Raw genomic sequence first — 12,302 nt, 5'->3', positions numbered from 1 at the left:
CAAGAAAACTCTGTAGGGGCGGGTTTAGTACATAATCTTTGTACCGCACAAACAATCTCTGGGCAAAACCCGCCCGTACAAACTAAAAACTAAAAACTTTCCCGTTTCTGCACTTCCCTTACTAAAATGTACCGCTTTAGACCAATAGCTGTATGACCGCATAATATAAGCAAAAAAATCGAAAATCTAAAATCAAAAATCTAAAATTCTTATGACCCAAGCAGTTTCTCGATCGCAAATTCAAACATTTCTCGCCCAGACAGAACCGTTTAACCAACTGGAAAACAGCACATTACAAAAGCTAGCCGCTGAATGCCAGTTATTGCGGTATCGCATTGGGCAACCAATTATCCAAAAAGAAGCCACACCTAGCCAAGTAGCTATTGTTTACATGGGACAAGTGCGGGTGTTAGCTTACGACCAACGCACGCAAAACCCGGTCAGCTTGTACATGGCGGGGCCAGGGAAAGTGCTAGGCTGGGCGGCATTAGTGCGCGGAGAAGGTTGCGAAACTGCGATCGCATCAGACGAAGTGATCTGCATTACCATTCCCACCGAGGTATTTTTATCCTTCATCAATCAAGAACCAATCCTGCGCCAAGCCTATCGCGAACAAGCAAGTATTAGTGAAGTATTTGAACTTTTAAGTTTAGAATTACAACGTCGGGCAATAGCTACAGTCAACCTGAAAGAACTGACGGGAGAAGTTTTCCCCCACGCCAAAGTAGTTAACCTCCCGAACGGTCAAGCTACCTTGCCAGAACTCGATCGCAATCTGTTATGGATGGTTAGTAGTGGCATGATCGGCGCATTCTCCAACGGTAGCCGTTTTCCCATCCAAGATGTCGGTAGTTGGGTACCCGTCAAAGGCAAACAAGGCGGTCGGTTATTGGGAGTACCCATTTCTGCCTTACCACAAGCAGCAAAAACAGTACAAGTAATAGAAGCAGCCACACAGACAGAGACAGAGGAAGCACAAACAGATTCCCACTCACCAGTTACCAGTCCCCAGTCACCCTACGACGAAATTCCCTACGCCTCGGAAATAGCTGCTAAAACTGAACCAGTCATAGTCTCAGAACGTCCCTTTCAATATTTTAAAGGGCGTGGCCCAGTTGAAGCGCCCTTAGCTTGCTTTAAGATGCTAGCTAAGTATTTGGGCGTGAATTTCCGGCGAGAAATCATCTATAAAATTATTGATAACCAAAATAAAACCAAAGGCGGACTCACCCTCCTTACCTGTGGTGGCATAGCCGAAATGATGGGTATTAGCGCCCAGTTAGTTCAAGTCCAAGCCGCCGCAGTTCCCAGGTTAAGAGCACCAGCATTGATTCAATGGCAAGATAGCTTTGCCGTACTCTACCAAATTAGTGAAAAAGAATTAATGCTGGCAGTACCCGAAGAGGGAATTCGCCGCCGCACACCCAAAGAATTTGCCGAATCTTGGGGCGCAGAAGGACAAGTATTATTACTGCAACCCCGTCCCGAAGGACAAAGAGAAAAATTCAGCCTGCGCTGGTTTTTACCTGCAATTAAAAAACATAAAAAAGTCCTGATTGAAGTATTTATCGCTTCTTTCTTGGTACAACTTTTTGCTTTGGCAAATCCTTTAGCCACTCAGGTAATTATTGACCAAGTAATTAAAGACCGCAGTGATAGCATTCTGCATAGTGTGGGGTTATTGCTGTTAGTCGTGGCAGTTTTTGAAGCGTTACTGACATATATCAGGACGACTTTATTTGTTGATACTACCAACCGAATAGATATTAGTTTGGGTTCAGAAGTAATTGACCACATGCTGAAATTACCTCTGAACTACTTTGATAACCGTCGGGTAGGGGAACTAGCCGGACGGGTAAACGAGTTGGAAAATATTCGGCAATTTCTCACAGGGACGGCGTTAACTGTGGTGTTGGATGCGCTGTTCTCTGTGTTTTACATTGCCTTCATGTTGGTTTACAGCGTACCACTGACTTTGGTGGCTTTATCAACCATTCCGTTATTTGCCATTTTGACTTTAACAGTTGCACCGATCGTCCAACGCCAACTCCGCACCAAAGCTGAACGCCACGCCGATACCCAATCATATTTAGTAGAAGTGCTATCGGGGATTCAAACAGTTAAAGCCCAAACAATTGAGTTAAAATCCCGGTGGAATTGGCAAGAAAAATACGCCCGTTATGTGTCAGCAGGGTTTAAGACGGTATTAACTTTTAGTACTGCGAGTTCTCTATCTGGATTCTTTAATAAATTGTCTGGGTTATTGCTGTTGTGGGTAGGCGCTTACATGGTAATTTCTAACCCACCGCAATTGACTTTAGGACAATTAATCGCTTTCCGCATCATTGCTGGATATGTCACCAGTCCATTGTTACGTTTAGTGCAGTTGTGGCAAAACTTCCAAGAAACAGCCTTGTCTATTGAACGACTCAGCGACATTTTGGATGCACATCCTGAAGCCGATGAAACCAACAATACGAATATTGCCATGCCAGCAATTCAAGGTGGTGTGACTTACGAAAATTTGTCGTTCCGGTTTAATCCCAGTGGCCCATTGCAACTGGTGAATATTAATTTAGATTTTGAACCAGGAACTTTTGTGGGCATTGTGGGTCAAAGTGGTTCCGGTAAGAGTACTTTGATGAAATTGCTACAACGGCTGTATGAGCCAACAGCGGGCAGAATTCTCGTCGATGGCTACGATATTGCTAAAGTGGAGTTGTATTCCTTACGTCGTCAAATTGGGATGGTGTTGCAAGATACCTTGTTGTTTAATGGCACAATCCGGGAAAACATTAGTTTAACTAACCCAGAAGCGACCGACGAGGAAATTATCGAAGCTGCTAAAATTGCTGTTGCCCATGACTTTATTATGTCTTTGTCTAATGGGTATAACACAGTGGTTGGTGAACGGGGTTCCTCACTTTCGGGAGGACAAAGACAAAGGATAGCTATAGCTAGGACTGTGTTGCAAAGCCCCAGAATGCTAATTCTGGACGAAGCTACCAGCGCCCTGGACTACCACTCGGAACACCAAGTCTGTGAAAACTTAGGAAAGGCTTTTACAGATCGAACAGTCTTCTTTATTACTCACCGTCTGAGTACTGTTAGAGGTGCAGATTTAATATTGATGATGGATCAAGGTGCAGTTGTCGAACAGGGTACTCACAAAGAACTGATGGCGCTGAAAGGTCGTTATTATTGCCTCTATCAGCAACAGGAATCAGAAATAATGTAAGTTATTGGTCATTAGTCATTGGTTATTACCAAGAACCAATGACTAATGATAAGTGACAAATAACTATCAAAATTCAAAATATAAAATTTAAAATTCACAAGGAGAGTAAGAGCAAATGACTAATAAAGAAACAACCGAACATCATGGCAACGGCAATGGCAACGGTAATGGCAATGGCAATGGTTATGGTAATGGCAACGGTAATGGTAATGGTAATGGGAAGCATAATGTTGCTACTCAACTAAAGGAATTAGAGACAGTTTGGGAACCTAAAGCACAACCAATAATTAGAACTCCTTTACCTTTTCGCCCAGATGACCAACCTGTTATTTTAGAAAGACCATCTTGGTGGTCACACGCTTTTGTGTGGATGATTATTGGTGTGACTGGTGCTGGGTTATTGTGGGCTGGTTTTGCACCGCTCGATCAAAGTGTGCCAGCGCAGGGTAAGTTGGAAGCAGAGGGAGCAGCTAAAGAATTACGTGCGCCTAATGGTGGGGTAGTCAGAGAGATTTATGTCAAGGATGGCGATCGCGTCCAAAAAGGTCAAGTATTATTAGTACTGGACTCCTTAGCACCCCAAGCAGATTTAGATGCGCTAATCAGACAACGGGACATATTGCTGCGGGAAAACCAGTTTTACAATGGACAGTTTAAAGGACAATTAACTAGCGCGAGTATCGCTAATACTAGCCCCGAATTCCAAGAATTATTAAAGGCAAAAGTAGCTTTGCTATCGGAAAATGAATACCTTACCGCCTTGGCAAATGGTAAGGGTACACCGACGCAAGCTAGTAGCGATCCGTTTTTAACTAACCAACAAGGACTTTTAGCAGCTAGTCGGGCTGAATCTCAATCTCGTCAGGAAGCAGCTAGATTGCAAATAGAAGGGTTACAAGCACAATTAGCTCAGGTGCGAACTCAATTAAATGCTGCTGAGTCACAAATTCCTAAGTATAATGAGCAAGTCGCAACTTCGAGAGAGCGGGTACAGGCGGCGCAAAAGCAATTAGAAACTGCTCGACAGCAGTTACCAGGTGCAGAAAATAAGGTGAGAAATGCCAAGGAGTTGTTGGTTTCCGATCAAGCTTTAATGGAAAAGATTAGACCTGTTGTAGAGGCGGGGGCTTTGTCGGATTTGCAAGGTAGACGGCAATTGCAACAGATATTAACTCGCAGAAATGATGTAGTAGCTAGTGAAGCGGAATTGTTATCACGCAAGGATCAAATTGCTAGTATTGCTGGGGAAATTGCCGATCGCCAAAATGAACAGACGCTGCGGGAAACTGAGTTGTTGAAAACGCAAGCGGAAGCTCAACGTTTGCAAGAAGAGCAACAACGCTTAAATGCAGAAATTGATAAAGCCAAAAAACAATGGCAAAATGCGATCGCTTTTTCCGAAAAAGATGTGCGGACAAAAATTGCCGACAACCAAAAACGAATCGCAGAAATTGATAGTCAGTTAGCTCGGTTGCGCCTGGATAATCAGAAAAAGCTTGATGAAATTGACGCACAAATTACTAAAGCAAGACAAGCTGTACAATTCCAAAAAATTGAAGCTCCTGTGGATGGTGTAGTATTCAATTTGAAACCCACTGGCCCCGGATATGTGGTACGACAAATTGACAATGAACCAGTGTTGTCAATTGTTCCTGACGATCAATTGGTGGCGAAAGTCTACCTGAGTAACCGAGATATCGGACAGGTGGTTGATAGATTAACTAAGGATAAAGATGGTTTAACAGTAGAGGTGAATGTGGAGTCTTTCCCATCTACTGAATTTGGTACTTTGCAAGGGAAATTGACTTCTGCTTCTCTGGGATCGGATGTTTTACCACCTACTCAAGAACGTCCTTTCTATTCATTCCCTGCGAAAATTCAGTTGACAAATCAAACATTAAAGATTAATGGCAAGGAATTTCGAGTCCAGTCCGGTATGGCGGTGAATGCTAGCATTAAGGTACGGAGGCGAACTTTGCTGTCTATCTTTACCGAGTTGTTCCAAAAACAAGTTGATAATTTGGAAACTGTGCGTTAGGTGTAGAAGACAGCAGAAATTTTCTGATGTGTATGGATTAATTTCTGCTAATGCTTCCATCTCCTTGCATAATTGAATTCGATCGTCAGTGGGGTATAGCTTGGCTTGCTCCACTTATTTATTTTTTTTGTTTACCCTGAAATTTTTTTTCAAAATACACCAATTCAATATAAAATTAGGTCTGTCGATCTCACTGTCCGTTTATGAGCATCATTTCATCGTTGCAATTCCTGTTGCTATCTGGGCAATTGTAACGCGCAAATTTGCTCGATCGGTACCAGTTGCTTTGGGTATTTTTCTGATATTTTGCGTACCTAACTTTTGAGCTTTGCTTTTTTAGAATAAATAAATAGAGGAATTTACAAGGGTTAATGGTAATATAAATTGGCGAGGAAAATATGCTAGTAAAGTTTATACAAGTTTTTTCGAGATATCCAACTTATCTTTTTGTTGGGGGATGCGTCACTCTAGCAACAATTGTGATTCGCAGTCTGATTGGGTTGTTGATTCAAGATGATTCTACTGCTAAATATTTATCTTCTATAATCTTAACCTACATCATTGGAATCTACCTGAGTTTTGTTGCACATAAATCTATTACATTTAAGGTTAAAGATGATGTATCAACCTCTCAAACTTTAAAGTTTATAGCTATACATATTGTGGGAATGGCTATAACGTTAATATGCTCAATTAAATTACGTGAATTTTTTCTAGATTCTTGGTTGCCCCTTGAGGTATCAAAAATGTCTGCTTTTGCTTTCTCAGCTGTTATAGTTTCAGTTATCACATATTTTTTGAAAAAACGGATTGTCTTTAGGTGATCGCCCTGCGTTGCTAATTGCCTCTTGATGCAAATCCTAAAAAGCATCTGAATATTATGCTATTTACGTAATTTTTCCAGAAAGATTAAAATTAGTGAAGGTTGTTTTTGCACAATAATAAATTTTGACTTTGCTGATAGTTTCGGTTGGGGTTGACAAAAAGGGCATATTATGATTTTATCTTGAGAATTCGGCTGGCAATGAATGGAACAATTTAATTAATTTAGGTATGGAAAAGATTCAGGCTAAGAATACTGCACTTAAAGTTTTAGGTTTTAGTTTGGCGATCGCCCCGGCGTTGCTAATTGCCTTATTGATCTTGAAAAATAGCGTCAACGTTCCCTTTTGGGATGATTGGGGCGTTGGTGTATTCCTTTCAGGAGTTTTTCCCGAATTGAGATTAAGTTTAGAACAATTAATTTTCCAGCATAATGAAAGTAGATATGCGTTTCCCAGATTAATTTTTATAGCTTTAACCTATATGAATAATAGCATCTGGAATCTGACATATCAAATGTGGGTTAGTTTCGCTCTAGCTTGCCTAATTTCAATTAATATTTTTCATTTAATAAAATTGACCGTTAAGGGAAGTTTTCCGAAAGTACTCTTACTGACAATTATCTGTAATTCTTTAATTTTTGCGTCGATTCAATATGAAAATTGGCTGTGGGGAATCCAACTAATTGTGTTTATGCCTATTGCCTGTCTTACGACTTGTTTAGTAGTAATTTATTCGGGGATAAACAGAATATTTAAGTTGGTTATTTGTTTAATTCTATGTACGATTAGTACTTACTCTTATGCTAATGGAATGTTATCTTGGGTGATTATTTTCCCGGTTTTTGTTTTATCAAAATCTTGGAAATGGCGGTTTTTTATGGAAGAAAAATGGCTGTATGTCGGCTGGTTGACAGCTTTTACAGCTAATCTCTTTGTTTACTTTAATAATTATCAAAAGCCACAGCAAACTCCAGGTTTTATCTATGCTCTGGCTCATGTAGACCAAACAATTAAATACTTTCTTGCTTTTTTGGGTGCGCCTTTAGGTTGGGGAACAGTTAAATATGTTAAGTGGCAAACTTACGGTTTAGTTAATAATAATATCATCATTGGCTCATTATTATTCATCTTATTTTTAGCGACTTGTCTCTATTTTCTAAAGCATCGCCAAGAACAAGAGATAATTTATCGGATGACTGGCTGGCTAACAATTGGTTCTTATGCTGTAATTAGTGGGTTTGTTACTTCTTTAGGTAGGGTTGGTTTTGGTTTAGGTACTTCTCTTGCTCCGAGATACACAACTTTCTCTGTCTATCTACCTTTAGCTTTAATCTGTCTGGTTGCTATTATTTATGATGATGCCAAAAGCAGAAATTATTTAGAAAAACAAAGGCAAAAAATTGCCCAAATCGGGATGTTTATATTATTGGTGGGCTTTTTGTATTTGCATATCTTAACTTCGGGTCATGCAATACCGAATTATTATCAAATGAAACTCGATCGATTGAACGGCAAAACCTGTTTAGCGTTTATTAATGTGGTTAACGATGAAGAATGTTTGAAAAAAAAGGTATTTGACGTGAATAATATAAAACAAATTGTGAAAATTGTTGATAATAAAAACTTACTTGATACAAACTTTATCGAAACAAATAAAGTCCAAAATATCCAAGGAAGAATAAATGTTAGTGCAGATAGGTTAATCTATGGCTGGTTTGATATACTTAGACAAGATAAAGAGTTATATGTAGCTGAAGGATGGGCAAGATTACTGAAAAAGAAACAACCAGCAGACGCAGTGTTGTTAACTTATGAAAAAGGCAAAGATGAGGATATAATATTTGCTATTTCTGATACTAGAGTGAAAAGGGTAGATGTTGTCAACGCAACCAAAAACCCAGAATACTCTATGTCTGGTTGGCAAAAAACTTTTCCAGCTAGTAAATTGCCAAAAGGTTGGGTGAAAATCAAAGCTTGGGCATTTGACAGCGAGACGAATAAAGCTTATCAATTAGGTCGTACTCATGTAGTGAACAATCAAAGAATTAGCTTCAAGTCTGGTAATCAACAAAATTAATTGGTTTAGGCATGGAAAAGAGAAAGGCTAAAAATATTATCCTGAGAGTTTTAGGTTTTAGTTTTGCGATCGCCCCCGCGTTGCTAATTGCAATATTGCTCTTGAAAAATAGCGTCAATGTTCCATTTTGGGATGATTGGGCAGTTGGTGTATTCCTTTCTAGAGTTTTTTCCGAATTGAAATTAAGTGTAGAACAATTAATTTCCCAGCATAATGAAAGTAGATATGCCTTTCCCAGATTAATTTTTATCGCCCTAGCTTATCTGAATAATGGCAAATGGAATCTGACATATCAAATGTGGGTAAGTTTCGCTCTAGCTTGCCTAATTTCAATTAATATTTTTTATTTAATCAAATTAACTGTTAGAGGAAAGTTTCTCAAAGTAATCTTTCTGACAATTATCTGTAATTCTTTAATTTTTGCCCCGATTCAATATGGAAATTGGCTGTGGGGAATTCAACTAATTGTGTTTATGCCCATTGCCTGTATTACGACTTGTTTAGTAGTAATTTATTCGGGGATAAACAGAACAGCTAAGTTATTTATATGTTTAATATTATGTACAATTAGTACTTATTCTTATGCCAATGGAATGTTATCTTGGGTAATTATTTTCCCAATATTTGCTTTGTCAAAATCTGGGAAATGGCGGATTGTTAAGGAAGAAAAATGGCTGTATGTCGGCTGGGTGACAGCTTTTACAGCTAATATAGTTGTATACTTTAATAATTATCAAAAACCTCTACAAACTCCAAGTTTTATCTATGCTCTGGCTCATTTAGACCAAACAATTAAATACTTTCTTTCTTTTTTGGGTGCGCCTTTAGGTTGGGGAACATTTAAATATGTTTATTTGGAAAATTTCAGTTTAGTTAACAATAATATTATCATTGGTTTAGGGTTAATCATCTTATTTTTAGGTGCTTGTGTTTATTTTGTATGGCATCGCCAAGAGCAGGTAATAATTTATCGAATGACTGGTTGGCTAACCATTGGTTCTTATGCTGTAATTAGTGGGTTTGTTACTTCTTTAGGTAGGGTTGGTTTAGGGTTAAATACTTCTATTGCAGAGAGATATACGACTTTTTCAGTGTATCTTCCTTTAGCTTTAATCTGTCTGGCTGCCATTATTTATGATGATGCCAAAAGCAGAAGTTATTTAGAAAAACACCGCCAAAAAATTGCCCAAACTGGGATGTTTATATTATTGGTAGTTTTTTTGTGTTTGCATATCTTAACTTCAGAATTGGCAATCTCGCAAATGTATATGTTCAAGCTCGATCGATTGCAAGCTAAAAGTTGTTTAGCATTTATCAATGTGCTTGCAGACGAGAAATGTTTGACAGAAAAACTGTATCCAAATCTTCAGTACCTGAAACAAAATGTCAAAATAGTTAATGATAAAAACTTAATTGATATCAATTTTATCAATAATGTTAAAATCCAAGATATTCAAGGCAAGATGAATATTAGTGAGAATGGTTTAGGTTATGGCTCGTTTGATAAAGTGAGTCAGGATAAAGATTTATATGTAGCTCAAGGATGGGCAAGATTACTGAACAAAAAACAACTAGCAGATGCAGTGTTGTTAACTTATGAAAAAGGCAAAGATGAGGATATAATATTTGCTATTTCTGATACTAGAGTGAAAAGGGTAGATGTTGTCAACGCAACCAAAAACCCAGAATACTCTATGTCTGGTTGGCAAAAAACTTTTCCAACTAGTAAATTGCCAAAAGGTTGGGTGAAAATCAAAGCTTGGGCATTTGACAGCGAGACGAGTCAAGCTTATCAATTAGGTGGTATCCATGTAGTGAAGAATTAAGGGAATTGGCTCTCCCGTACTCAGGGTGATAAGTAAACCTAATTAATTAGCGAAGTAGAGACTCGGCATAATTAAGATTATTTGTGTTTCCGATTATCCCAGTCCCGTAGGACAGGCATCTTGCTTGTCATCCTCAGTGCCTAGTCCCCTTACATTAGGGTTCCACCACAAGTAGGGGAGAGCCTAATTATGAGATCTCACCTGCCCCTACACCCCTTTTTTTTCAAAATACCTCTTGCTTTTGGGGACTTAGAGAGGTAAACTGCTTAAAACTTATCACATTCTTGAGGCTGGAGACAATTTTGAGGTGCTTGGTTAAGAATAAGCACTTCCTTTTCATGTGTGGAAATGTTAATCAAGGGTGAGAGAGTGTATGTCATTTGTGTTTGAGCAGTCAACAAAAGAACAGGCTAAGGCTGAAAATCAGTCTATATTAATTATGATTCCAGTGTTTAATGACTGGAAAGCTGTAGAGTTGTTACTAATTTGCCTAGACGAACATTTATACCATAAAAACATCCAAGCTGATGTTTTAATTATAGATGATGCTTCTAGTATTCCGATTCACCAAGATTTTGTCTCGGCTCAATTAAATGCAATTAAAAAAGTAGAAATTTTAGAATTGCGGAGAAATGTTGGTCATCAAAGAGCGATCGCAATTGGTTTAGCATTTATTGAAGCAAATGTACCTTGTCAAGCTGTGGTGGTGATGGATGGAGATGGAGAAGATGAACCAAGGGATGTGATTCGCCTAATTCAAAAATGCCAAAGGAAAGGTTATGAAAAGGCGATTTTTGCTCGGCGGAGTAAGCGATCGGAAAGTTCGTTGTTTAAGCTATTTTATATCTTTTACAAGCGATTATATAAATTGCTCACTGGCCATGATATTCGAGTGGGTAACTTTAGCATAATTCCTTTCAAAGTACTTCGTAGATTGGTAGTAGTTTCGGAATTGTGGAATCATTATGCTGTTGGTTTGTTGAGAGCGAAAATACCTTATACAGAAATTTCTAGTAGCAGGGGAATTCGCTTGGCTGGCAAACCAAAAATGAATTTTGTTTCTTTAATAACTCATGGTTTAAGTGCAATTTCTGTTTATGGTGATGTAGTAGGAGTTAGGTTATTAGTTGCAACTGGTACGCTAATTGGATTTGCTTTTACGGCAATTAGTTTAGTCTTAATGGTCAGGTTTGCAACTAATTTGGCAATCCCTGGTTGGACATCTTACATTGTATTGCTACTATTTATAGTATTGATGCAAGCTGTAATGTTGTCGTTGTTTTTTAGCTTTATAGTCTTGAATGGGAGAGACAATTTGAGTTTTTTACCTAAGCGAGATTATCATTACTTTATCATGGGAGTTGAACGAGTTTTTCCGAAATTATGAGCAAAACAAACTACTCTTACGTGGGAAATGAACTAGAGCTATTTCGTTATGCAACTAATTGGAAAGCTTATTACAGTTCAATGATTCAGCCTTTTTTAGGTAAAGAAGTATTGGAAGTAGGTGCGGGAATTGGGGCGACAACAGAGTTACTGTGTAAAGGAAAACAAGCTCGTTGGTTATGTTTAGAACCTGATGCAATTTTAGCTAGCGATCTAAATTCTCTGTTGCTTGGTGGGCGGTTGCCAAAATGTTGTGACTTGCTGAAGGGAACCTTATTAGATTTAAGTGAAACAGAGCTTTTCGATAGTATTGTTTACATTGATGTTTTAGAGCATATTAAGGACGATCGCACTGAGGTAGAATTGGCAGCTAGCCACTTAAAACCAGGGGGATTTTTAATTGTATTATCTCCAGCGCATCAATGGTTATTTACTCCTTTTGATGCTGCGATCGGTCACTATCGTCGTTACAATAAAAGCAGTTTGTCAGCCGTTATTCCGGGAAACTTGCAAGAAATTCAATTGCAATATTTAGATTCTGTTGGTTTAATCGCTTCTTTAGCCAATAAGTTAATCTTAAAAAGCAAAATGCCAACACTCCAACAGATCAAAATATGGGACAAAAAAATGGTACCGTTATCTAAAATAATAGACCCTTTATTAAAATATTATCTAGGAAAATCAATTATGGGAATTTGGCAAAAAATTGATTAACCAGTGATATTAGTCCGGTTAATTTGTGGGGAGTAACTGATGAATAAGCGTTCCGAAATTTGGTATATTACAGCTTTTATTTTGATAATGATTCCTGCTTTTTTAATGGGAACCTTAATTTATCAAAATAGCCTGAATATACCATTTTGGGATGATTGGGAAATTGGTATCTTCTTAATTAAAGGACAAAGTGTTTAAA

The 12,302-nt window shown here is 38.3% G+C and carries 8 protein-coding genes; all 8 read left to right on the top strand.

Annotated features, from left to right (window positions below; translation table 11 throughout):
* The first annotated feature begins 211 nt into the window (after window positions 1-211).
* The 8 genes from IQ264_RS18110 to IQ264_RS18075 all read left to right on the top strand — a co-directional run bounded on the left by IQ264_RS18110 (window position 212) and on the right by IQ264_RS18075 (window position 12,301).
* Window positions 212-3,238 (top strand): peptidase domain-containing ABC transporter, encoded by a 3,027-nt coding sequence (locus tag IQ264_RS18110; RefSeq protein ID WP_193982202.1) that lies wholly within the window; start codon window positions 212-214, stop codon window positions 3,236-3,238.
* A gap of 115 nt (window positions 3,239-3,353) precedes the next feature.
* Window positions 3,354-5,276, top strand: coding sequence for an HlyD family efflux transporter periplasmic adaptor subunit (locus IQ264_RS18105; protein WP_193982201.1), 1,923 nt, complete (start codon window positions 3,354-3,356; stop codon window positions 5,274-5,276).
* Window positions 5,277-5,674: 398 nt separating this feature from the next.
* On the top strand, window positions 5,675-6,100 hold the full coding sequence (locus IQ264_RS18100; RefSeq protein ID WP_193982200.1) for a GtrA family protein: 426 nt from the start codon (window positions 5,675-5,677) through the stop codon (window positions 6,098-6,100).
* Window positions 6,101-6,329: 229 nt separating this feature from the next.
* Window positions 6,330-8,177: a hypothetical protein gene (locus IQ264_RS18095; protein ID WP_193982199.1), complete on the top strand. Its 1,848-nt coding sequence runs from the start codon at window positions 6,330-6,332 to the stop codon at window positions 8,175-8,177.
* 11 nt (window positions 8,178-8,188) lie between these two features.
* Window positions 8,189-10,003, top strand: a complete 1,815-nt coding sequence (locus IQ264_RS18090) for a hypothetical protein (RefSeq protein ID WP_193982198.1) — start codon at window positions 8,189-8,191, stop codon at window positions 10,001-10,003.
* A 373-nt stretch (window positions 10,004-10,376) separates the two neighbouring features.
* Complete coding sequence (locus tag IQ264_RS18085; RefSeq protein ID WP_193982197.1) at window positions 10,377-11,390, top strand: glycosyltransferase; 1,014 nt, start codon at window positions 10,377-10,379, stop codon at window positions 11,388-11,390.
* Window positions 11,387-12,103 carry a class I SAM-dependent methyltransferase gene (locus IQ264_RS18080; RefSeq protein WP_193982196.1) on the top strand — a complete coding sequence of 239 codons (717 nt, stop codon included), beginning with the start codon at window positions 11,387-11,389 and terminating at the stop codon, window positions 12,101-12,103. The genes IQ264_RS18085 and IQ264_RS18080 overlap by 4 nt, the downstream gene beginning before the upstream one ends.
* Window positions 12,104-12,142: 39 nt before the next feature.
* Window positions 12,143-12,301, top strand: coding sequence for a hypothetical protein (locus IQ264_RS18075; RefSeq protein WP_193982195.1), 159 nt, complete (start codon window positions 12,143-12,145; stop codon window positions 12,299-12,301).
* The last annotated feature ends 1 nt before the right edge of the window (window position 12,302 follow it).

It is taken from the genome of [Phormidium] sp. LEGE 05292 (genome assembly GCF_015207735.1).
Classification (GTDB): Bacteria; Cyanobacteriota; Cyanobacteriia; order Cyanobacteriales; family Aerosakkonemataceae; genus Floridanema.
This window is presented reverse-complemented; position numbering and strand designations above follow the sequence as displayed.

Excerpts from the sequence above, each read along its gene's own strand:
- IQ264_RS18100 (WP_193982200.1), top strand. The coding sequence starts at position 5,675 with ATGCTAGTAAAGTTTATACAAGTTTTTTCGAGATATCCAACTTATCTT.
- IQ264_RS18095 (WP_193982199.1), top strand. The coding sequence starts at position 6,330 with ATGGAAAAGATTCAGGCTAAGAATACTGCACTTAAAGTTTTAGGTTTT.
- IQ264_RS18090 (WP_193982198.1), top strand. The coding sequence starts at position 8,189 with ATGGAAAAGAGAAAGGCTAAAAATATTATCCTGAGAGTTTTAGGTTTT.
- IQ264_RS18105 (WP_193982201.1), top strand. The coding sequence starts at position 3,354 with ATGACTAATAAAGAAACAACCGAACATCATGGCAACGGCAATGGCAAC.
- IQ264_RS18080 (WP_193982196.1), top strand. The coding sequence starts at position 11,387 with ATGAGCAAAACAAACTACTCTTACGTGGGAAATGAACTAGAGCTATTT.
- IQ264_RS18085 (WP_193982197.1), top strand. The coding sequence starts at position 10,377 with ATGTCATTTGTGTTTGAGCAGTCAACAAAAGAACAGGCTAAGGCTGAA.
- IQ264_RS18075 (WP_193982195.1), top strand. The coding sequence starts at position 12,143 with ATGAATAAGCGTTCCGAAATTTGGTATATTACAGCTTTTATTTTGATA.
- IQ264_RS18110 (WP_193982202.1), top strand. The coding sequence starts at position 212 with ATGACCCAAGCAGTTTCTCGATCGCAAATTCAAACATTTCTCGCCCAG.